21 protein-coding genes and 1 tRNA gene are annotated in these 21,740 nt (G+C 75.4%); 20 read left to right on the forward strand and 2 right to left on the reverse strand.

The features are described from left to right. Nucleotides 1-171: 171 nt before the first annotated feature. Both topA and ACI79V_RS13640 read left to right on the forward strand, forming a co-directional pair. Nucleotides 172-3,039: a type I DNA topoisomerase gene (topA, locus tag ACI79V_RS13635; protein ID WP_456890088.1), complete on the forward strand. Its 2,868-nt coding sequence runs from the start codon at nt 172-174 to the stop codon at nt 3,037-3,039. 8 nt (nt 3,040-3,047) lie between these two features. After that, the gene (locus ACI79V_RS13640) at nt 3,048-3,809 is read left to right on the forward strand and encodes a class I SAM-dependent methyltransferase (RefSeq protein WP_456890091.1); all 762 of its coding nucleotides are present in this window, start codon (nt 3,048-3,050) and stop codon (nt 3,807-3,809) included. On the opposite strand, the gene ACI79V_RS13645 is transcribed toward ACI79V_RS13640, so the two are convergent. After that, the gene (locus ACI79V_RS13645; protein ID WP_456890094.1) at nt 3,796-4,590 is read right to left on the reverse strand and encodes a trans-aconitate 2-methyltransferase; all 795 of its coding nucleotides are present in this window, start codon (nt 4,588-4,590) and stop codon (nt 3,796-3,798) included. The two genes, ACI79V_RS13640 and ACI79V_RS13645, sit on opposite strands and share 14 nt — an antisense overlap. Nucleotides 4,591-4,718: 128 nt before the next feature. Between ACI79V_RS13645 and tmk the strand changes: the two genes are divergently transcribed. From tmk to ACI79V_RS13685, 8 genes are all read left to right on the forward strand, one after another. Beyond that, nucleotides 4,719-5,342, forward strand: a complete 624-nt coding sequence (tmk, locus tag ACI79V_RS13650) for a dTMP kinase (RefSeq protein WP_456890144.1) — start codon at nt 4,719-4,721, stop codon at nt 5,340-5,342. Next, a complete protein-coding gene (locus ACI79V_RS13655; protein WP_456890096.1) occupies nt 5,339-6,538 on the forward strand; it encodes a DNA polymerase III subunit delta' in 1,200 nt (399 codons plus the stop codon). Before tmk ends, ACI79V_RS13655 begins: the two co-directional genes overlap by 4 nt. Nucleotides 6,539-6,648: 110 nt before the next feature. Next, nucleotides 6,649-6,721 (forward strand) — tRNA-Thr (locus ACI79V_RS13660). A 62-nt stretch (nt 6,722-6,783) separates the two neighbouring features. Next, the gene (locus ACI79V_RS13665; protein ID WP_456890098.1) at nt 6,784-7,233 is read left to right on the forward strand and encodes a helix-turn-helix transcriptional regulator; all 450 of its coding nucleotides are present in this window, start codon (nt 6,784-6,786) and stop codon (nt 7,231-7,233) included. Between the two features lie 5 nt (nt 7,234-7,238). Next, complete coding sequence (locus ACI79V_RS13670) at nt 7,239-7,649, forward strand: VOC family protein (RefSeq protein ID WP_456890100.1); 411 nt, start codon at nt 7,239-7,241, stop codon at nt 7,647-7,649. 103 nt (nt 7,650-7,752) lie between these two features. Then, nucleotides 7,753-10,140 carry an ATP-binding cassette domain-containing protein gene (locus tag ACI79V_RS13675; protein WP_456890101.1) on the forward strand — a complete coding sequence of 796 codons (2,388 nt, stop codon included), beginning with the start codon at nt 7,753-7,755 and terminating at the stop codon, nt 10,138-10,140. 103 nt (nt 10,141-10,243) lie between these two features. Further along, on the forward strand, nt 10,244-10,894 hold the full coding sequence (locus ACI79V_RS13680) for a PilZ domain-containing protein (RefSeq protein ID WP_456890103.1): 651 nt from the start codon (nt 10,244-10,246) through the stop codon (nt 10,892-10,894). 8 nt (nt 10,895-10,902) lie between these two features. Continuing rightward, nucleotides 10,903-11,661, forward strand: a complete 759-nt coding sequence (locus tag ACI79V_RS13685) for an SAM-dependent methyltransferase (RefSeq protein WP_456890105.1) — start codon at nt 10,903-10,905, stop codon at nt 11,659-11,661. Between the two features lie 117 nt (nt 11,662-11,778). On the opposite strand, the gene ACI79V_RS13690 is transcribed toward ACI79V_RS13685, so the two are convergent. Continuing rightward, nucleotides 11,779-12,270: an inorganic diphosphatase gene (locus tag ACI79V_RS13690; RefSeq protein ID WP_456875139.1), complete on the reverse strand. Its 492-nt coding sequence runs from the start codon at nt 12,268-12,270 to the stop codon at nt 11,779-11,781. Nucleotides 12,271-12,426: 156 nt separating this feature from the next. Between ACI79V_RS13690 and dacB the strand changes: the two genes are divergently transcribed. The 10 genes from dacB (at nt 12,427) to ACI79V_RS13740 (ending at nt 21,695) form a co-directional block, all read left to right on the forward strand. Beyond that, nucleotides 12,427-13,770 carry a D-alanyl-D-alanine carboxypeptidase/D-alanyl-D-alanine endopeptidase gene (gene dacB / locus ACI79V_RS13695; protein WP_456890107.1) on the forward strand — a complete coding sequence of 448 codons (1,344 nt, stop codon included), beginning with the start codon at nt 12,427-12,429 and terminating at the stop codon, nt 13,768-13,770. 85 nt (nt 13,771-13,855) lie between these two features. After that, the gene (locus tag ACI79V_RS13700) at nt 13,856-14,941 is read left to right on the forward strand and encodes a zinc-dependent metalloprotease (RefSeq protein WP_456890109.1); all 1,086 of its coding nucleotides are present in this window, start codon (nt 13,856-13,858) and stop codon (nt 14,939-14,941) included. A 10-nt stretch (nt 14,942-14,951) separates the two neighbouring features. Continuing rightward, on the forward strand, nt 14,952-15,962 hold the full coding sequence (gene tilS / locus ACI79V_RS13705) for a tRNA lysidine(34) synthetase TilS (RefSeq protein ID WP_456890111.1): 1,011 nt from the start codon (nt 14,952-14,954) through the stop codon (nt 15,960-15,962). Beyond that, a complete protein-coding gene (hpt, locus tag ACI79V_RS13710) occupies nt 15,959-16,546 on the forward strand; it encodes a hypoxanthine phosphoribosyltransferase (protein ID WP_456890114.1) in 588 nt (195 codons plus the stop codon). Before tilS ends, hpt begins: the two co-directional genes overlap by 4 nt. Nucleotides 16,547-16,766: 220 nt before the next feature. Continuing rightward, complete coding sequence (gene ftsH / locus ACI79V_RS13715) at nt 16,767-18,821, forward strand: ATP-dependent zinc metalloprotease FtsH (RefSeq protein ID WP_456890116.1); 2,055 nt, start codon at nt 16,767-16,769, stop codon at nt 18,819-18,821. Next, a complete protein-coding gene (gene folE, locus ACI79V_RS13720; RefSeq protein ID WP_456875133.1) occupies nt 18,818-19,435 on the forward strand; it encodes a GTP cyclohydrolase I FolE in 618 nt (205 codons plus the stop codon). The genes ftsH and folE overlap by 4 nt, the downstream gene beginning before the upstream one ends. Then, entirely contained in the window at nt 19,432-20,295 is an 864-nt protein-coding gene (folP, locus tag ACI79V_RS13725) for a dihydropteroate synthase (RefSeq protein ID WP_456890118.1), read from the forward strand. Before folE ends, folP begins: the two co-directional genes overlap by 4 nt. Continuing rightward, nucleotides 20,288-20,683: a dihydroneopterin aldolase gene (gene folB / locus ACI79V_RS13730; protein WP_456890120.1), complete on the forward strand. Its 396-nt coding sequence runs from the start codon at nt 20,288-20,290 to the stop codon at nt 20,681-20,683. The genes folP and folB overlap by 8 nt, the downstream gene beginning before the upstream one ends. Beyond that, the gene (gene folK / locus ACI79V_RS13735) at nt 20,680-21,183 is read left to right on the forward strand and encodes a 2-amino-4-hydroxy-6-hydroxymethyldihydropteridine diphosphokinase (protein WP_456890122.1); all 504 of its coding nucleotides are present in this window, start codon (nt 20,680-20,682) and stop codon (nt 21,181-21,183) included. The genes folB and folK overlap by 4 nt, the downstream gene beginning before the upstream one ends. After that, a complete protein-coding gene (locus tag ACI79V_RS13740) occupies nt 21,180-21,695 on the forward strand; it encodes a DUF3180 domain-containing protein (RefSeq protein WP_456890124.1) in 516 nt (171 codons plus the stop codon). Before folK ends, ACI79V_RS13740 begins: the two co-directional genes overlap by 4 nt. The last annotated feature ends 45 nt before the right edge of the window (nt 21,696-21,740 follow it).

Genomic DNA, 21,740 nt, shown 5'->3' on the forward strand with positions numbered 1-21,740 from the left:
GCCTCCGGGAACAGCCACGGTGCTGCGCCGTTGGACGCGGTGACGGCGCGCCCACCCGGGGTCGCCAGCCGGTCGCGTTCCGCGGTCGTGGCCTACCGTGGCCCGCCGAGGGGGCGCACCGGGTGCCGACACCGCACCCGCCGCCGACCGAGCACCACCGACAGGAGCACCGTGCCCACGAAGACCACCAAGAACGGCGAGAGCGCCGGCCGGACGGCCGGCGGCACCAGCACGCCCGCCCGCCGCCGGACCGCCGCCACCGGGGGCGGCCGCCCACTGGTCATCGTGGAGTCGCCGACCAAGGCCGGGAAGATCGCCGGCTACCTCGGCAACGGCTACGTCGTCGAGGCCAGCGTGGGGCACATCCGCGACCTGCCCCGCAACGCCGCCGACGTCCCGGCCGAGCACAAGGGCGCGCCCTGGGCACGGCTGGGCGTCGACGTCGACAACGCCTTCGAGCCGCTCTACGTCATCAGCCCCGACCGCAAGCAGCAGGTGAGCCGGCTCAGGCAGCTGGTCAAGGACGCCAGCGAGGTCTACCTCGCGACCGACGAGGACCGTGAGGGCGAGGCCATCGCCTGGCACCTGGTCGACACCCTCAAGCCGCGGGTCCCGGTCCGCCGGATGGTCTTCCACGAGATCACCCCCGAGGCGATCGCCCGCGCCGTGGCCAACCCGCGCGACCTCGACACCGCGCTGGTCGACGCGCAGGAGACCCGCCGCATCCTCGACCGGCTCTACGGCTACGAGGTCAGCCCGGTGCTGTGGAAGAAGGTGCTGCCCCGGCTCTCGGCCGGCCGCGTGCAGTCGGTGGCCACCCGCATCGTCGTCGAGCGGGAGCGGGAGCGGATGGCGTTCACCGCCGCCGACTACTGGTCCCTCGACGGCGTCTTCGCCGTCCCCGGCCGCACCGGCGCCGACGCGGGCGAGCCCACGACGCTGCGCGCCCGCCTGGTCAGCGTCGACGACGGCCGCGTGGCCACCGGCCGCGACTTCGACCCGGCCACCGGCCAGGTCACCGGCGACGTCGTGCACCTCGACGAGGCCGGCGTCCGCGGCCTGGCCGCCCGGCTCGAGGGCCGGCAGGTGACGGTCGGCCGGGTCGACGAGAAGCCCTACCGGCGGCGCCCCTACGCGCCGTTCACCACCTCCACGCTGCAGATGGAGGCCGGCCGCAAGCTCGGCTGGTCCTCGGCGCAGGTGATGCGGGTCGCGCAGCGGCTGTACGAGAACGGCCACATCACCTACATGCGGACCGACTCGACCAACCTCTCCGACGAGGCGATCAACGCCGCCCGTACCCAGGCCCGCCAGCTCTACGGCGACGCCTACGTCCCCGCTGAGGCCCGCCGCTACAGCAAGAAGGCCAAGGGCGCGCAGGAGGCGCACGAGGCGATCCGGCCCGCCGGCGACTCCTTCCGCACCCCCGGCCAGCTCGCCGGCCAGCTCGCCCGCGACGAGTTCCGCCTCTACGAGCTGATCTGGCAGCGCACCGTCGCCTCCCAGATGGCCGACGCGGTCGGGCAGACGGTGAGCATCCGGCTGGCCGGCCGCAGCGCCACCGACGAGCGGGTCGAGTTCACCGCCAGCGGCCGCACCATCACCTTCCCCGGCTTCCTGCGCGCCTACGTCGAGTCCCGCGACGAGGGCACCACCGGCGGCGACGACGAGCCCGGCAGCGACGACGCCGAGCGCCGGCTGCCCCGCGTCGAGCGCGGCCAGCTGCTCGACACCCGGTCGCTGGAGCCCAAGGGCCACACCACGACGCCGCCGTCGCGCTACACCGAGCCGAGCCTGGTCGCCCGGCTCGAGGAGCTGGGCATCGGCCGCCCGTCGACCTACGCGTCGATCATGCAGACCATCCAGGACCGCGGGTACGTGTGGAAGAAGGGCGCCGCGCTGGTGCCCTCCTTCACCGCCTTCGCGGTGGTCAACCTGCTCGAGCAGCACTTCGCCGCGCTGGTCGACTACGACTTCACCGCGTCGCTGGAGAACGAGCTCGACGAGATCGCCAGCGGCGAACTGGGCCGGGTCGACTGGCTGACCGAGTTCTACTTCGGCGGCGAGGGTCGGCACGCCGGCGGCATCGCGGCCTCCGGCGGGCTCAAGCAGGTCATCGGCCAGCAGTTGGAGGAGATCGACGCCCGGGGCGTGAACTCCATCCCGCTGCGCGCCACCGGCCCCGACGGCGGCCCGGTCGTCGTCCGCGTCGGCCGCTACGGCCCCTACCTGCAGGCCGGTGGGGAGGACGGCGCGCGCGTCAGCCTCCCCGAGGACCTCGCGCCCGACGAGCTGACCAGCGAGAAGGTCGCCGAGCTGCTCGCCGCGCCCACCGGTGACCGGCAGCTGGGCACCGACCCCGAGACCGGCCACCCGGTGGTGGTCAAGGCCGGCCGCTACGGCCCGTACGTCACCACCGTCGTCCCCGAGGGCAGCAAGGACAGCCCCCGCACGGCCAGCCTCTTCTCGTCGATGTCCCCGGAGACGGTGACCCTCGAGCAGGCCCTGCAGCTGCTCACCCTGCCGCGCACCGTGGGCACCGCGCCCGACGGCGAGGAGATCCAGGCGCTCAACGGCCGGTACGGGCCCTACCTGAAGAAGGGCAGCGACTCCCGCTCGCTGGAGAGCGAGGACCGGCTGTTCACCGTCACCCTCGACGAGGCGCTGGCGGTCTTCGCCCAGCCCAAGCAGCGGGGGCGGCGGGCCGCGGCGGCGCCGCTCAAGGAGCTGGGTCCCGACCCGGTGACGCAGGGCCAGATCACCGTCCGCGAGGGCCGCTTCGGTCCCTACGTCACCGACGGCGAGACCAACGCCAGCCTGCGCAAGGGCGACGCGGTCGACACGATCTCGCTCGACCGGGCCGCCGAGCTGCTCGCCGACCGCCGCAGCCGGCCGGCCGCGACCAAGAAGAAGGCCACCAAGAAGACGACGGCGGCCACCAAGACCACCGCGAAGAAGACCGCCGCCAAGAAGACGACGGCCAAGAAGACCACCGCGAAGAAGACCGCCGCACCCGCCGACGCCGTCCCCGCGAGCTGACCGAGGCCGTGACCGGCCCCCTCGACCCCGCCGAGCACCAGCGGCGGCGGACGTCGTTCGGGTCGGTCGCGGCCGAGTACGCCGCCCTGCGCCCGGGTTACCCGCCCGACGCCGTGGGGTTCCTGCTCGGCGGGCGGCCGCTGCGGGTGCTCGACCTGGGCGCCGGCACCGGCCTGCTCACCGACGTCCTGCTCGCCGCCGGGCACGAGGTGGTGGCGGTCGACCTGTCCGCGCGGATGCTCGACCAACTGCGGGCCCGCCACCCCGGCGTGCCGGCGCACGTCGGCGGCGCGGAGGAGATCCCGCTGCCCGACCGCAGCGTCGACGCCGTGGTCGCCGGCCAGGCCGCGCACTGGTTCGACCCCGACCCGGCGGCCCGCGAGCTGCGCCGCGTCCTGCGGCCCGGCGGCGTGGTCGGCCTGGTGTGGAACACCCGCGACGAGTCCGTGCCGTGGGTCGCCGCCCTGGGCGCCGCGCTGGCCGCCGAGGCCCGCGACCACGAGGCCGACCCGGGCGTCGTCGCCGCCGTCGCGCGGGCCCTGCCCGCCGACGTCGCCACGCACCGGTCGAGCACGGTGCAGCGGGTGACGCCCGAGCAGGTCGTCCGCGGCATCGGCACCCGCAGCTACGTGGCCACCATGACCGCCGAGCGGCGCGCGGCCTTCCTCGGCGGCCTGCGCGACCTGCTGGCCACCCACCCGGACACGGCCGGCCGGGACCTGCTGGACCTGCCGTACCGGACCGACGCCTACCGGCTCACCCCGCGCTGACCGGTCGCGAGCCCACCGCGAACACCCGCCGGAACGGCAGCACGGTCGTGCCGTCGGGCCGCACCGGGTACGCCTCGCGCAGCGCCGCGGCGTAGGCGGCGGTCAGCCCGGCGGCGGCGTCGTCGTCGAGCCGGGCGAGCACCGGCCGCAGCACCGTGCTCCGCACCCAGGTCAGCACCGGGTCGGGCCCTTGCAGCACGTGCAGGTAGGTGGTCTCCCACACGTCGGCCGTCAGCCCGGCGGCCACCAGCACGTCGAGGTAGCCGGCCGGGTCGAGGACCGGCTCCGGCGGGGGAGCGGCCGCCGCGAGCCGCCCCGACCACTCCGGGGCGGCACACAGGTCGGCCAGCAGCCGGTGCGTCGGCGCGCGGTGGTTGCCGGGCACCTGCACCGCCAGCCGGCCGCCGGGCGCGAGGTACCCGGCCCAGCGCGCCAGCAGGCCGGCGTGGCCGGGCACCCAGTGCAGGACGGCGTTGGAGACGACGACGTCGACCGGCCCGTCCGGACGCCAGTCGCGGACGTCGCCGAGCTCGAAGCCGACCCGCCCGTCGACGGCGTGCGCCGCGGCCGCGGCGAGCATCTCCGGGGAGGAGTCGACGCCGGTCACCTGCGCCTCCGGCCACCGTGCGGCGAGCGAGGCGGTCAGCGCCCCCTCGCCGCAGCCGAGGTCGACGACGACCCGCGGCTCGCGCGCGTCGACGCGGGCCAGCAGGTCGGCGAAGGGGCGCGCCCGCTCGCCGGCGTAGCGCAGGTAGGTCGCGGGGTCCCAGGCGGTGTCCACGGCCGCGACGCTAGGCCCGCGGCGGACCCGGGGACGTCGCACCCGGCCGGTACCGTGGACCGGCCTCGACCACCCGCCATCCCCGGGAGCACCCGATCGACGTCCATCCGCGCCTGCCCGGCCGCGGGCTGTTCGTCGCCTTCGAGGGTGGGGAGGGCACCGGCAAGTCCACCCAGGCCGGCCTGCTGTTCGACTGGCTGGGGCTGCACGAGGTCCCGGCCCGGCTGACCTCCGAGCCGGGCGGCACCGGGCCCGGCGCCCGCATCCGCGCGCTGCTGCTCGACCCCGCCACCGGCGACCTCGCGCCCCGGGCCGAGGCGCTGCTCTACGCCGCCGACCGCGCCCACCACGTGCACGCGGTGGTCCGCCCGGCGCTCGAGGCCGGTGAGGTCGTGGTCACCGACCGGTACGTGGACAGCTCGCTGGCCTACCAGGGCGCCGGCCGGGCGCTGGCGCTGGAGGAGGTCCGCCGGCTGTCGGAGTGGGCCACCGGCGGGCTGGTCCCCGACCTCACCGTGTTGCTCGACCTGCCGTCCGACGCGGGGCTCGCGCGGGCGCTGGGACGCGCCGCGGCCGACCGGCTGGAGTCCGAGTCGCTGGATTTCCACGAGCGGGTCCGCGCCACGTTCCGGGCGCTGGCCGCCGCCGAGCCGCACCGCTACCTGGTCCTCGACGCGGGCCTCCCCGCCGAGGAGATCGCCGCCGCCGTGCGTGATCGGGTCGCCGCCCTGCTGCCCGGGCGGGTCGCATGACCGAGCTCGCGAGGTCGCCAGGAGGCACAGCCGCGCCGGCCGGGGTGTGGTCCCAGGTGATCGGCCAGCCGGCCGTCGTCGCCGAGCTGCGCGCCGCGGTCGCCGACCCCGCCGCCATGACCCACGCGTGGCTGTTCACCGGACCGCCGGGGTCGGGCCGCTCGGTCGCCGCGCGGGCCTTCGCCGCGGCGCTGCAGTGCCCCGACGGCGGCGACGGCACGTGCCACGAGTGCCGCACCGTGCTGGCCGGCACCCACGCCGACCTCAACCTCATCGTCCCGGAGGGGTTGTCGATCGGCGTCCTGGAGGCACGCGAGCTGGTGCGCATCGCCGGCCGGGCCCCCTCCCAGGGCCGCTGGCAGATGATCATCGTCGAGGACGCCGACCGGATGAGCGAGGCCGCGGCCAACGCGGTGCTCAAGATGATCGAGGAGCCACCGCCCCGCACCGTGGTGATGCTCTGCGCGCCGAGCCTGCACCCGGAGGACGTGCCGGTCACCATCCGGTCCCGCTGCCGCGTCGTCGGCCTGCGCACCCCGCCGGTCGACGCCGTCGCCGACGTGCTGGTGCGCCGCGACGGCGTCGACCCGGCCCTGGCCGCCTGGGCCGCGGCCGCCGCCGGCGGGCACGTCGGGCGGGCGCGCCACCTGGCCCGCGACGAGAGCGCCCGGCTGCTGCGCAAGGCCGTCCTCGACATCCCGCTGTCCCTGGTCTCGCTTGCCGCCTGCCTGACCGCCGCCGACGACCTGGTGGGCGCCGCCAAGGAGGAGTCCGACCGCACCAGCGCCGCGCTCGACGCGCCGGAGACCGAGGCGGTCAAGACCAGCCTCGGGGTCGGCGCGCGGGGACCGGGGGTGGCCGCCTCCCGCGGTGGCGCCGGCCAGCTCAAGGAGCTCGAGCGGCGGCAGAAGAGCCGCGCCACCCGGATCGGCCGCGACTCGCTCGACCGCGCGCTGGTCGACCTCGCCGGGCTCTACCGCGACGCCCTCGTCCTGCACGCCGCTCCCGGTGCGGGGCTGCCGCTCAACCACCCCGACCGGCGGGCCGACGCCGAGGAACTGGCCCGGCGCATCGGTGCGGAGGGCGCGCTGCGGCGCATCGACGCGGTGCTCGCCTGCCGCACCGCGCTCGAGCAGAACGTCAAGCCGCAGGTCGCCGTCGAGGCGCTCACCGTGGCGCTGCGGCTGCCGGCCTGACGACGGACCCTCCTGCCCCCACCGCTCGCGCGCTCGCGGCGGGTCCCTGCAGGCGGGCCACCCTGCGCGGCACCGCAGGGACGGTGACGTACGCTGTGTGCCGCACGCCCGCCGCCTTAGCTCAGTCGGTAGAGCATCTCACTCGTAATGAGAAGGTCGTCGGTTCGATTCCGACAGGCGGCTCTCCTCCTCCCCGGGGCTCCCGTCCCCGGACGCCGGCCCCCGGCCGTGGCACGATCCCGGCCGTGACCAGCGCAGCCGCCGACGCGCAGCGCCTGCGCGACCTCGCCCGGCTGCGCCGCGTCCGCGACCGGATCGACCGCGAGTACGCCCAGCCGCTCGACGTCGAGGGCCTCGCCCGCGGCGTCCACGTCTCGGCCGGGCACCTGAGCCGAGAGTTCCGACGCGCCTACGGGGAGTCGCCCTACTCCTACCTGATGACCCGGCGCATCGAGCGGGCGATGGCCCTGCTGCGCCGCGGCGACCTCAGCGTCACCGAGGTGTGCTTCGCGGTCGGCTGCTCGTCGCTGGGCACCTTCAGCACCCGCTTCACCGAGCTGGTCGGGATGCCGCCGAGCACCTACCGGCGGCTCGCCGCGGAGGGCACCCAGGGCCTCCCCGCGTGCGTCGCCAAGCAGGTCACCCGACCGGTCAGGAATCGAGAAGCACGGGCCGGTGAGCCGTCCCTAGCGTGACCGCCATGGACCTCACCATCCACACCACCGTCCTCCCGCACACCGACCCCGACGCCTCGCTGGCGTTCTGGTGCGACACCCTCGGCTTCGAGGTGCGCACCGACGTCGGGCGGGGCGCGATGCGCTGGATCACCGTCGGCCCCGCCGGCCAGCCCGGCACGTCGGTCCTCCTGGCGCCGCCGGCCGTCGACCCGGGCATCACCGACGACGAGCGCCGCACCATCGCCGAGATGATGGCCAAGGGCACCTACGGGTGGATCCTGCTGGCGACCAAGGACCTCGACGGCACCTTCGACCGGCTGCAGGCCGGTGACGCCGAGGTCGTCCAGGAGCCCACCGAGCAGCCCTACGGCGTGCGCGACTGCGCCTTCCGCGACCCCGCCGGCAACCTGGTCCGCATCCAGCAGGCCGGCTGAGCGCTCCGTCAGCCGGACGGGCGTCGCGCCGTTCCGGTCGTCACCCCCACCCGGTAGACAACGGGGGCGCCGACGACGGCGGCGCCTGCCGGACGGAGGAACGATGAGCACCGCCACCAGCACCGACCCCGGGGCCTCCGCGCGGCACGCCGCCGACAGCCACGACCTGATCCGGGTGCAGGGCGCCCGCGAGAACAACCTCAAGGACGTCAGCGTCGAGATCCCCAAGCGCCGGCTCACGGTGTTCACCGGCGTCTCCGGGTCGGGCAAGAGCTCGCTGGTGTTCGACACGATCGCCGCCGAGTCGCAGCGGATGATCAACGAGACCTACAGCGCCTTCGTGCAGGGCTTCATGCCGACGCTGTCGCGCCCGGAGGTCGACCTGCTGGAGGGCCTGACGACGGCGATCATCGTCGACCAGGAGCGGATGGGCGCCAACCCCCGCTCCACCGTCGGCACCGCCACCGACGCCAACGCGATGCTGCGGATCCTGTTCAGCCGGCTCGGGCAGCCGCACATCGGCCCGCCCAACGCCTACTCGTTCAACATCCCCACCGTGCGGGCCAGCGGCGCCATCACCGTGGAGCGCGGCGCGAGGACCAAGGCCGAGAAGGCGACGTTCACCCGGCTCGGCGGCATGTGCCCGCGCTGCGAGGGCATGGGCTCGGTCACCGACTTCGACCTGACCGCGCTCTACGACGAGACGAAGTCGCTCAGCGAGGGCGCCCTGACCGTCCCCGGCTACAGCATGGACGGCTGGTACGGCCGCATCTTCAGCGGCGCCGGCCTGCCCATGGACAAGCCGATCCGGGACTTCACCGAGAAGGAGCGGCACACGCTCCTGTACGGCGAGCCGACGAAGATCAAGGTGGAGGGGATCAACCTCACCTACGAGGGCGTCATCCCCAAGGTCCAGAAGTCGATCCTGTCCAAGGACGTCGACGCGCTCCAGCCGCACGTCCGCGCGTTCGTCGAGCGGGTGATCACCTTCACCACGTGTCCCGACTGCGACGGCACCCGGCTGGCCCCGGAGGCCAGGTCGTCGACGATCCGCGGCACGAGCATCGCCGACGTCTGCCGGATGCAGATCAGCGACCTCGCCGAGTGGATCCGGGACCTCGACGAGCCCTCGGTGGCGCCCCTGCTCGCCGGCCTGCAGCACCTGCTCGACTCGTTCGCGAGGATCGGGCTGGGCTATCTCTCCCTCGAGCGGCCGGCGGGCACGCTCTCCGGCGGCGAGGCGCAGCGCACCAAGATGATCCGCCACCTCGGGTCCTCGCTCACCGACGTCACCTACGTCTTCGACGAGCCGACCATCGGGCTGCACCCGCACGACATCGAGCGGATGAACGACCTGCTGCTGCAGCTGCGGGACAAGGGCAACACGGTGCTGGTCGTGGAGCACAAGCCCGAGACGATCGCGATCGCCGACCACGTCGTCGACCTCGGCCCCGGCGCCGGCGCCGCCGGGGGCGAGGTGGTCTTCGAGGGCACCGTCGAGCGGCTGCGGGCCAGCGGCACGCTGACCGGGCGGCACCTGGACGACCGGGCGTCCCTGAAGCCGGCGGTGCGGACGCCGTCGGGAGCCCTGGAGGTCCGCGGCGCCCGCACCCACAACCTGCGGGACGTCGACGTCGACGTCCCGCTCGGCGTGCTGGTGGTGCTGACCGGTGTGGCCGGGTCCGGCAAGAGCTCCCTGGTCCACGGCTCGGTCGCCGGGCGCGACGGCGTGGTGGTGGTCGACCAGGGCGCCATCCGCGGGTCCCGGCGGAGCAACCCGGCCACCTACACCGGGCTGCTCGAGCCGATCCGCAAGGCGTTCGCGAAGGCCAACGGCGTGAAGCCGGCGCTGTTCAGCGCCAACTCCGAGGGCGCCTGCCCCACCTGCAACGGCGCCGGCGTCATCTACACCGACCTGGGCGTCATGGCCACCGTCGAGTCGGTCTGCGAGGAGTGCGAGGGCCGGCGCTTCCAGGCCTCGGTGCTGGAGTACACGCTCGGCGGCCGCGACATCGCCGAGGTCCTCGCGATGTCGGTGACCGAGGCGGAGGAGTTCTTCGGTGCCGGGGAGGCGCGCACGCCGGCCGCGCACGCGATCCTCGACCGGCTCGCCGACGTCGGGCTCGGGTACCTCGGCATCGGCCAGCCCCTGACCACGCTGTCCGGCGGCGAACGGCAGCGGCTCAAGCTGGCCACCCGCATGGCCGAGAAGGGCGGTGTCTACGTCCTCGACGAGCCGACCACCGGCCTGCACCTCGCCGACGTCGAGAACCTCCTCGGCCTGCTCGACCGCCTGGTCGACTCGGGGAAGTCGGTGATCGTCATCGAGCACCACCAGGCGGTCATGGCGCACGCCGACTGGATCATCGACCTCGGCCCCGGCGCCGGCCACGACGGCGGCCGCGTGGTGTTCGAGGGCACACCCGCCGACCTCGTCGCCGCCCGGTCCACCCTCACCGGCGAGCACCTGGCGGCCTACGTGGGCGGGTGAGAGGGGTCTCCTGCTCCGCCCGGCTCCACTTCACCGCGGTCCGTGCCGATGCCTCTGGACGGGAGCGGACCCGGGACCGGGACGCGGAGACGGAGGACGGAGCATGACGACGCCGGGAGTGGACCACCCCGAGGAGAAGGCGGTGCTCGACGTCAAGGCGACCAGCCGCGCCGACGTCCTGACCAGCTTCGTCGAGCGGGTGTCGGGCTCGGAGCTGGTGGTCAGCGTCGGCGAGGACGCCCAGAAGCGGCGCGTGCGGCTCGACACCGGGGAGCAGCTGGAGCTGATCTGGCGCGGCCCGGAGGAGCTGCGGTCGCTGCCCGCCGAGCTCGTCGAGGTGGTCGCCGGGGACCCGCCGACCTGGCGGCTGAAGGCGGTCGGGCCGGCGTCGCGGGGGCAGCGGCGCAACGCCGTGCGCGCCCCGATGTCGGTGCCGATCGAGGTCGCCGTGGGGGAGCGGCTGCTGGCCGGGACGACCGTCGACCTCAGCGAGGGCGGCACGCGCTGCCTGCTGACCGGCAGGCCCGGGGCGGAGCGGCCCGAGATCGAGGTCGGTGCCGTGGTGTCCGTGGTCGTCGACCTCGACGGGGACCGGGTGGCCACCAAGGCCGAGGTGATCCGCCGGCACCCGCGGGAGGACGCCCACACCGAGCTGTCCCTGCGCTTCGTCGGCCTGGGGGAGCGGCGCGAGGACGCCATCCGGCGCCGGGTCTTCGCCGAGCTGCGTGACCTGCGCTCGCGCGGCCTGATCTGATCCCCTCCGTGGACCGAGCCCGGCTCAGCGCGATCGCCCACCGCTGGCACCCCGTCGCCAGCCCCGTCTCCGACGACGCCCTCGCCCGCCTGGTCGACCGGGCCGCCCCGCCCGGCCGCCCCGGCGGCAGCGGGCGCGTCCTCGACCTCGGCTGCGGCCCCGGCTCCTGGCTGCTGGCGCTGGTCGCCGCGCACCCGGCGCTGGTGGGCGTGGGGGTCGACACCTCCGCGCCGGCGCTCGACACCGCCCGCGACCGCGCCGCCATGGCCGGACTCGTGGGACGCGTCGTGTTCGTGCAGGCCGACGCCGCCACCTGGGAGGGCGAGCCGGCCGACGTCGTCCTGTGCATCGGCGCCGCGCACGCCTTCGGCGGCACCGCCGGGGCGCTGGCCGCGGTGCGCCGGCACCTGCGTCCCGGTGGGCGCGTGCTCTTCGGTGACGGGTTCTGGGAGACCGGGCCGAGCGAACGGGCGCTGGCCGGCCTGGGCGCCGAGCCCGGCGAGCTGCCCGACCTGCCGGGCCTGCTGGCGGAGGTGGCGCGCGCCGGGTTCGAGCCGGGCTACGGGCACGTGAGCACCCTGGCCGAGTGGGACGAGTACGAGTGGTGCTGGACCGGCGCCGTCACCGAGTGGGCGCTGACCGAGGCCGCCCCCGGGGAGCGGGAGGAGGCCCTCGAGGCCGCGCGGACGCACCGGTGCCAGTGGCTGGAGGGCTACCGCGGCGAGCTGGGCTTCCTGACCGCCGTCCTGCACGACACCGGGAGCTGAGTGGCGGCACCGCGGACACCGGGCCCACGACGACGACGGCGGCGCACCCCTGTGGGTGCGCCGCCGTCCGTCGTCCGGAGTGCGCTCAGGGCCGGCCCGGGGCCGGTCGGGTGCGGCTCAGTGGTCGCCTGCCTCCGCGGCCCGCTTGATCGAGGCGTCGATCTCGGCCTCCGCCGCGGCGCGGCCGACCCACTCCGCACCCTCCACCGACTTGCCCGGCTCGAGGTCCTTGTAGGTCTCGAAGAAGTGCTGGATCTCCAGGCGGTCGAACTCCGACACGTCGGTGATGTCCTGGAGGTGGGCCATCCGCGGGTCGGTGGCCGGGACGGTGAGGACCTTGTCGTCGCCGCCCGCCTCGTCGGTCATCCGGAACATGCCGATGGCCCGGCAGGTGATCAGGCACCCGGGGAAGGTGGGCTCGTCGAGGAGCACCAGGGCGTCGAGCGGATCGCCGTCCTGACCCAGGGTGTTCTCGATGTACCCGTAGTCGGCCGGGTACCGGGTCGAGGTGAACAGCATCCGGTCGAGCCGGATGCGCCCGGTGGCGTGGTCCAGCTCGTACTTGTTCCGCTGGCCCTTGGGGATCTCTACCGTCACGTCGAACTGCACGGCACGTAGTGTGGCCCACCGGTATCGGGTCCACCGGCGCAGGGCGTCCGCGGGGGCCTCTTCCGGGGGGAGCGCACCATCACGCCGAGCGGGTCCAGCACCATCACGCCGAGCTACCGGCGGCTGCGCCGACGGCTCCTCGTCACCCTCCTGGCGGTGGTCCTCGTGGCCGCGCTCGCCGTCGGCGCCGCGGTGGCCCTCGGGGGCGACGACGGCGACGGCACGGCCACCGCCGACCCCTCGGTCCCCGCCGCGCAGCTGCCCGAGGTCGGCGATCCCGGCCCGGTGCTCGCGGCGCTGTCCTCCGACGCGCCGGCCCCCGACCCCGACGCGCTCGCCGCGGCGCTGCGCCCGCTGCTGGCCACGCCCGCGCTCGCCGGGGGCGTGTCGGCGGAGGTCGTCGACGTCGCCACCGGGGACGTCCTCCTCGACGAGGGCGCCGACCGGCCGGTGACGCCGGCCTCCACGGCCAAACTGCTGACCGCCGTCGCGGCCCTGACCACGCTCGACCCCGAGGACACGCTGGAGACCACGGTCGTCGCGGGGGCCACGCCCGACGAGGTGGTGCTCGTCGGCGGCGGCGACCCCACCCTGTCGACCACCGTGCCGTCGCAGACCTACCCGGGCGCGGCGACGGTCGCCGACCTCGCCGCCCAGGTCCGCGCCGCCCTGCCCCCGGGCACCACGGTCAGCCGGGTGCTCGTGGACAACTCGCTGTTCGAGGGCCCGCTCACCGCGGAGGGGTGGGCGGCGGAGGACGCGCCGTCCACCTACGCCTCGCCGGTCACCGCCACCGCCGTCGACGGCGCGCGGGTCACGCCGGGGGACACCGCACGCAGCGGCGCGCCCGGCACCGACGCCGGCCGGGCACTGGCGGCCGCACTCGGCGCTCCGGGCGCGATCGTCGAGCTGGGGCAGGCCCCCGACGGCGCGCGGACGCTGGCCACCGTCCGCTCCGCGCCCGTCGCCCGCCTGGTCGAGCAGGCGCTGTCGCTGTCGGACAACCTGCTGGCCGAGTCGCTGGCCCGCCACGTGGCCCGCGCCCGCGACCTGCCGGCCTCCTTCGAGGGCGCGGCGCAGGCGGTCACCGCGGCGCTCGCCGACGCCGGCGTCGACGTCTCCGGGGTCGAGCTGCACGACGGCAGCGGCCTGTCCCGGCTGGACCGCGTCCCCCTCGCCGTCCTCACCGACCTGGTCGCCGGGGTCGCCGACGGGTCGCTGGAGGGGACCTCGGCGGTGGTCTCGGGACTGGCGGTGGCCGGCTACGACGGCACCCTGGCCGAGCGGGGCGACGTCGACCCCGCCACCGCACCGGGGTCCGTCCGCGCCAAGACCGGCACGCTGCTGGGTGTGCACGGACTGGCCGGCACGGTGGTCACCGCCGACGGCCGGCTGCTGGCCTACGCGCTGGTCGCCAACGGCACCGTCGGCGGCGGCGGGCCCGAGGAGGCGGCCCTGGACGCCGCAGCCGCCACCCTGGCCGCCTGCGGCTGCCGGTGAGGAACTGGAACGGCCACCCCTCAGGGGCCCGCGCCGAGCTGGCGAGGCGTGGGGGGAGGGGTGGTCCTTCCCGTACGGTGAGGCGATGACGAGCAGCTCACTGGTCGACTGGGAGCTCGCCGGCCGCACCGCCCGCCGGCTGTCCGGTGCGGGGCCCGCGACCACCCGCGAGGAGGCCGCCGCCGTCGTCCGGGAGCTGCACGAGGCCGCCGCGGCCGCCGTCGCGCACGTCGAGGAGCTCACCGGCCTGCGCCCGGTCGAGGGCGGGCCGGTGCCGGAGGTGGCCGTCGTCGACCGGCCGGGCTGGATCGACGCCAACACCACCGGCATGGCCGCGCTCATGGACCCGCTGGTCACCGCGCTCACCGAGCGCCAGGAGAACCGCCCGGGGCCGCTGGCCACCGCCATCGGCTCCCGCGCGACCGGCGTGCAGGCCGGCGGCTTGCTGGCCTTCCTCTCCTCGCGGGTGCTGGGCCAGTACGAGGTCTTCGGCACCGGCGGCCGGCTGCTGCTCGTCGCCCCCAACATCGTCGACGCCGAGCGCAAGCTCGGGGTGGACCCCTCCGACTTCCGGCTGTGGGTCTGCCTGCACGAGGTCACCCACCAGCTGCAGTTCACCGCCCACCCGTGGCTCACCGCCCACCTCGAGGCGCAGATCGCCGAGTTCGTCGACGCCACCGACCTCAGTCCCGACGCGCTGCGCGACCGGCTGGCCGACCTGGTCCGCGGGGTCACCGACGCCGTCCGCGGCGAGGACGACGGCGGGGGCGGGCAGGGCCTGATGGCGCTGGTCCGCGACCCCGCCCAGCGCGCCGTGCTCGACCGGGTGACCGCGGTGATGAGCCTGGTCGAGGGGCACGCCGAGTACGTGATGGACGGCGTCGGCCCCGACGTGGTGCCCTCGGTCCGCACCCTGCGCAAGCGCTTCGCGCAGCGGCGCAAGGGCCGCGGGCCGCTCGACCGGGTGCTGCGCCGCCTGCTCGGGCTCGAGCAGAAGATGAAGCAGTACGCCGACGGGCGGCACTTCGTCGGCGGCGTCGTCGACCTGGTCGGCATGGAGGGCTTCAACCGGGTGTGGGCCGGGCCGGAGAACCTGCCCCTCGTCGAGGAGCTCACCGACCCCGCCCGCTGGGTGGAGCGGGTGCACGGCCGCCCCGCCGTCCCCGCCTGAGCCGTCTCGGGTGAGCGGCCCGCCACCCGCGGTCGCGCACGTCCGCAGCGCCGTCCGGCCGGGCCTGCGCTCCTGCGCCCAGCCGGTGCTGGTCGCCGTCAGCGGAGGAGCGGACTCCCTCGCGCTGGCCGCGGCGGTCGCCTTCGAGGCCCCGCGGGCCGGTGTGCCGGCCGGGGCGGTCACCGTCGACCACCGCCTGCAGCCGGGCTCGGCGCAGCGGGCCGCGGCGACCGCGGACCTGCTGCGGTGCCTGGGGCTCGACCCCGTCCGGGTCGTCGCCGTCGACGTCGGCACCGGCGGCGGACCCGAGGCCGCGGCCCGCACCGCCCGCTACGGCGCGCTGGCACGGGAGGCCGCCGCGCACGGCGCGCGCATCGCCCTGGGCCACACCCTCGACGACCAGGCCGAGACGGTGCTGCTGGGCCTGGGGCGCGGCTCGGGCCCGCGCTCGGTCGCCGGCATGGTGGCGCAGCGCCCGCCGTACTGGCGCCCGCTGCTGGGGACCCGCCGCGCCACCACGCGGGCGGCGTGCGCGGCGCTGGGCCTGCCGGTGTGGGACGACCCGTGGAACACCGACCCCGCCCACCGGCGGGCCAGGCTGCGCGCCGAGGTGCTGCCGCTGCTGGAGGACGTGCTCGGCGGCGGGGTCGCCGAGGCCCTCGCCCGCACCGCGGACCTGCTGCGCGAGGACCTCGACGCCCTCGACGGGCTGGCCGCCGGCCACCTCGCGCGGCTGGCCGACCCGGCGGGCCTCCCCGCGGCCGACCTCGCCGGGCTGCCGGACGCGCTGCGCCGACGGGTGCTGCGAGGCTGGCTGCGCGACGGCGGCGTCCCGGACCTGCAGGCGGTGCACCTGGCCGCCGTCGACGCGCTCGTCGCCGCCTGGCGCGGGCAGGGCCCGGTGACCCTCCCCGGCGGTGCGGAGGCCCTGCGGGCGTCTGGCAGGCTGGTGCTGCGGCCCGCCGGCTCCCCGGGCGGGAGGGCTGTCTCGGCACCCGATCCGGAGGAGCAGACCCCGTGAGCGAGACCGCGTCGACCCCTGCGCTGCTGGGGCCCGACCACGGCTACGGCCCCGACATCGACCACGTCCTGCTCCACGAGGAGCAGATCCAGGCGAAGATCGCCGAGCTGGCCGACCAGGTCGCCCGGGACTACGCCGGCCGCGAGGTGCTGCTGGTCGGCGTGCTCAAGGGCGCGGTGCTGTTCATGAGCGACTTCGCCCGGGCGCTGCGGCTGCCCACCCAGATGGAGTTCATGGCGGTCTCCTCCTACGGCAGCTCCACCAGCTCCTCGGGCGTCGTGCGGATCCTCAAGGACCTCGACCGCGACATCAGCGACCGGCACGTGCTCGTCCTCGAGGACATCATCGACAGCGGGCTGACCCTCTCCTGGCTGCTGAAGAACCTCGGCAGCCGCCGGCCGGCGTCGCTGGAGGTGTGCGCGCTGCTGCGCAAGCCCGACGCGATCAAGGTCGAGGTGCCGGTGCGCTACGTCGGGTTCGACATCCCCAACGAGTTCGTCGTCGGCTACGGCCTCGACTACGCCGAGCGCTACCGCGACCTGCCCTACATCGGGACCCTCAAGCCGGAGGTCTACGAGGCCTGATCGTCGGCCCGCCGGCCGGGCGGAGGCTCCTCCCGAGGGGTGAGCGGACGGTGTCCGCCCAGTTCGCGCACAGGGGATCCACAGGCGTCCCGGTGTACCGTCGAGGCCTACGACGCCTGACCGAGCGCCAGGGTGCCCGCCCGGGTCGCGCGGAGCGTCACCCGGACGATCAGGAGGGTCGACGGGCCAGGCCGGCGCCCCGGCCGCCCGGCATCGGTGTATGGAACGCAAGAAGATCTTCCGCTCCGTGTGGTTCTGGGTCGTGCTCGTCGTCCTGGTGGCCCTCGGCCTGTCCGCCGTGTTCAGCGGCGGCTCGGCGTACGAGCCGGTCCAGACCTCCGTCGCGCTCCAGCAGATCGAGGACGGCAACGTCGAGTCCGTCACGATCAACGACAAGGAGCAGACGCTCGACCTCGACCTGAGCGACCCGGTCGACGGCAACGACCAGATCAGCGCCTCGTACCCGATCGGCGCGTCCGACGACGTCTTCGCCCTGGTCTCCGGCATCGGCGCCGACGGCCAGCGCACCGGTGACGGGGTCGAGTTCACGACCAACGTCACGCAGGACAGCGTGCTGGTCAGCGTCCTGATCAGCTTCCTGCCCTTCCTCATCCTCCTGCTGCTGCTGTTCTGGCTGTTCAACTCCATGCAGGGCGGCGGCCGCGGGGTCATGGCCTTCGGCAAGTCCAAGGCCAAGGTGGTCAGCAAGGACACCCCGAAGACGACGTTCGCCGACGTCGCCGGGGCCGACGAGGCCATCGAGGAACTGCACGAGATCAAGGACTTCCTCGCCAACCCGGTCAAGTTCCAGGCCGTGGGCGCCAAGATCCCCAAGGGCGTGCTGCTGTTCGGCCCGCCCGGCACCGGCAAGACCCTGCTCGCCCGCGCGGTGGCCGGCGAGGCCGGCGTGCCGTTCTTCTCGATCTCCGGGTCGGACTTCGTCGAGATGTTCGTCGGTGTCGGCGCGAGCCGGGTGCGCGACCTGTTCGAGCAGGCCAAGGCCAACGCTCCCGCGATCATCTTCGTCGACGAGATCGACGCCGTCGGCCGCCACCGCGGCGCCGGCATGGGCGGCGGTCACGACGAGCGCGAGCAGACGCTCAACCAGATGCTCGTCGAGATGGACGGCTTCGACGTCAAGGGCGGCGTCATCATGATCGCCGCCACCAACCGGCCCGACATCCTCGACCCCGCGCTGCTGCGCCCCGGGCGCTTCGACCGGCAGATCGCCGTCGACCGGCCCGACCTGGAGGGCCGCAAGCGGATCCTCGAGGTGCACGCCAAGGGCAAGCCCCTCGCCCCCGACGTCGACCTCGAGACAGTCGCCCGCCGCACCCCCGGGTTCACCGGTGCCGACCTCGCCAACGTGCTCAACGAGGGCGCGCTGCTCACTGCCCGCACCGACGCCACGGTGATCACCGACGCCGTCCTCGAGGAGGCGATCGACCGTGTCATCGCCGGCCCCGAGCGCAAGACGCGGGCGATGAGCGAGAAGGAGAAGAAGGTGACCGCCTACCACGAGGGCGGCCACGCCCTGGTGGCGCACGCGCTGCCCAACCTGGACCCGGTGCACAAGGTGACGATCCTGCCGCGCGGGCGGTCCCTGGGGCACACGCTCGTGCTGCCCACCGAGGACAAGTACACCCAGACCCGCTCGGAGATGATCGACACCCTGGCCTACGCGCTCGGCGGGCGGGCGGCGGAGGAACTGGTCTTCCACGAGCCCACCACCGGCGCGGGCAACGACATCGAGAAGGCCACCTCGATGGCCCGCGCGATGGTGACCCAGTACGGCATGAGCGCCAAGCTGGGCGCGGTCAAGTACGGCAGCACCGACTCCGAGCCGTTCCTCGGCCGGGACATGGGCTCGCGGCCCGACTACTCCGAGGCCGTCGCCGCCGACATCGACGCCGAGATCCGCGCGCTCATCGAGGCCGCGCACGACGAGGCGTGGGAGATCCTGGTGGAGTACCGGGCCGTCCTCGACCAGCTCGTGCTCGAGCTCATCGAGAAGGAGACCCTCTCCAAGGAGGACATGGCCCGCATCTGCGCGCCGGTCACCAAGCGGCCCTCGATGGCGCCCTACAACGGCTTCGGCAAGCGGACGCCGTCGGACCAGCCGCCGGTGCTCACCCCCGCCGAGGCCGCGGCCGCGGCGAACGGCCACGGCACCGGCCACGGCGCCACCGCGGTCGGGGCCAACGGCAACGGCACCGGTCTGGTCAAGGGCGGGACCAACCCGGTGGGGGACGTCGGCGCACCCGTACAGCGGTGAGCGCACTCCCGGAGGAGCCGGAGGACGAGGTCCGCGCCGACCCGGCCCGGATCGACCACGCGCGCGCCGAGGCGGCGGTGCGGGAGCTGCTGCTCGCGGTGGGGGAGGACCCAGACCGGCCCGGTCTGCGCGACACCCCCGCCCGGGTGGCGCGCGCCTACGCGGAGACCTTCGCCGGCATCTGGCAGGACCCCGGCGAGATCCTCGCGACGGTGTTCGACGAGGACCACGACGAGCTGGTGCTGGTCAAGGACATCCCGATGTACTCGACCTGCGAGCACCACCTGGTGCCCTTCCACGGCGCCGCGCACGTCGGCTACATCCCGGGCGAGGACGGCCGGGTGACCGGGCTGTCGAAGCTCGCGCGGCTGGTCGACGTCTACGCCCGCCGGCCGCAGGTGCAGGAGCGGATGACCCGGCAGATCGCCGACGCCCTCGCCGAGCACCTCAAGCCGCGCGGCGTCATCGTCGTCATCGAGGCCGAGCACCTGTGCATGGGCATGCGCGGGGTCCGCAAGCCGGGCTCGACGACGGTCACCTCCGCCGTGCGCGGCGTCTTCCGCGACAGCGTCGCCACCCGCGCCGAGGCGATGAGCCTCGTCCTGGGCCGGTGAGCGCGGCCGGAGCGCAGCTGCTGCACCCCGGGCGGTGCGTGGTGATGGGTGTCCTCAACGTCACGCCCGACTCCTTCTCCGACGGCGGCTGCTTCGCCGACCGGGAGTCCGCGGTCGCGCACGGCCTGGCGATGGCCGCCGCCGGCGCCGACTACGTGGACGTGGGTGGGGAGAGCACCCGGCCGGGCGCCGACCGGGTCGACGCCGCCGAGGAGCGCCGGCGCGTGGTGCCCGTCGTGCGCGACCTCAGCGCCGCCGGGGTCCGGGTCAGCATCGACACCACCCGCACCGAGGTCGCCGCGGCCGCGATCGAGGCCGGTGCGGTGCTGGTCAACGACATCAGCGGCGGCCTGGCCGACGACGGCATGGCCCCGCTGGTCGCCGACGCCGGGGTGCCGTGGGTGCTCATGCACTGGCGGGGGCACAGCCGCGAGATGTACTCCCGCGCGGAGTACGGCGACGTCGTCGCGGAGGTCTGCGGGGAGCTGTCCGCGCGGGTCGACGCCGCGATCACCGCCGGGGTCGACGCCGGCCGGCTGGTGCTCGACCCGGGCCTGGGCTTCGCCAAGCAGGCGGGGCACAACTGGGCGCTGCTGGCCGCGCTGCCCCGGGTGGTCGCCCTCGGCCTGCCGGTGCTGGTCGGCAGCTCGCGCAAGTCCTTCCTCGGCCGCCTGCTCGCCGGCCCCGACGGCGCCCCGCGCCCGGCCGCCGGGCGGGACGCGGCCACGCTGGCCACCACCGTCCTGGCCGCGGAGGCCGGCGCCTGGGGGGTGCGGGTGCACGACGCCGCGGCCTCGGCCGACGCCGTCGCCACCGTGGCCGCCGTCCAGCGCGCCCGCGAGGAGGCCCGTCGTGACTGAGCCGCCCACCCCGGGCCGGGGCACGCCCGACCGGATCGCCGTCCGCGGCCTGACCGCGCACGCCCACCACGGCGTGTACGGCTTCGAGCGGGAGCGGGGGCAGACGTTCTCCGTCGATGCCGTCCTCGAGGTCGACACCGCCCCGGCCGCCGCCGCCGACGACCTCGCGCTGACGGTCAACTACGCCGAGCTCGCGCAGCGGCTGCACGCCGTCCTCACCGGCGAGCCGGTCGACCTGCTCGAGACGCTGTGCCGACGGCTGGCCGACGTGTGCCTGGCCGACCCGCTGGTGCAGGCCGTCGAGATCACCGTGCACAAGCCGCAGGCCGACCTCGGCGTCCCCTTCGACGACGTCACCGTGACCATCCGCCGGGAGCGCGCGGCATGACCCGCGCGGTGCTCTCCCTCGGCGCCAACCTCGGCGACCGCGCCCGGGCGCTGCGCACCGCGATCGAGGCGCTGCGGGTCGACGGCCTGGTCGCCCGCTCCACCCTGTACGAGACGCCGCCGTGGGGGCCGGTCGAGCAGCCGCCCTACCTCAACGCGGTGGTGTTCGTCCGCGGCGACCGGGACGCTGCCGGCTGGCTGGCCCGCGCCCACGAGCTCGAGCAGGCCGCCGGTCGCACCCGCGAGGTGCGCTGGGGGGCGCGCACCCTCGACGTCGACGTCGTCACGGTGACCGCCGACGACGGCACCCCGGTGCTCTCCGACGACCCGGCGCTCACGCTGCCGCACCCGCGCGCGCACGAGCGGGCCTTCGTCCTCGTGCCGTGGCTGTCGCTGGACCCCACCGCCGTCCTGCCCGGGCGCGGCCGGGTCGCCGACCTGGTGGCCGCGCTGCCGCCCGACGACGTCGCGGCGGTCCGCCGCTGGGAGCACCTGCAGTGAGGCCGGTCAGCCGGCGGGACCTCCTCGTCGTCGCGGCCGGGCTCGCGCTGGCGACCTGGCTGGTCGTCCGCGCCACCTACGGGGCGCTGCCGCCGCTGCGCTGGTGGCTGCCCGTGCCGCTGGCGGTGCTCGCCGTCGCCGAGGCGCTCGGTGCCCGGACCCTGCGCGCCCGCCTGGCCGCCGAGCGCGCCGCCCGCCGCGGTGCCCGACCCGACGAGCCGGGCGCCCCGCTCGTGCGCCCGGTCGAGCCGATGCTGGTCGCCCGCCTCGCGGTGCTCGCCCAGGCCAGCGCCTACGTGGGTGCGGTGTTCACCGGCGTCTGGGCCGGCGTCCTGCTGCACGTCGCGCCGTCGGTGTCCCGGCTCTCGGCCGCGGGCAGCGACACCGTCACCGCCGTCGTCGGGGTCGTCTGCGCCGCGGCGCTCACCGCGGCGGCGCTCTGGCTGGAGTCGGTCTGCCGGGTCCCGCCCGACCGGGACGGCGAGGGCCCGGAGGACGCCGCCCGCGCCTGACGAGGGACCCTCCTGCCCCCCACCGCTCGCACGCTCGCGCCGGGC

Source organism: Geodermatophilus sp. SYSU D00700, from assembly GCF_054050255.1.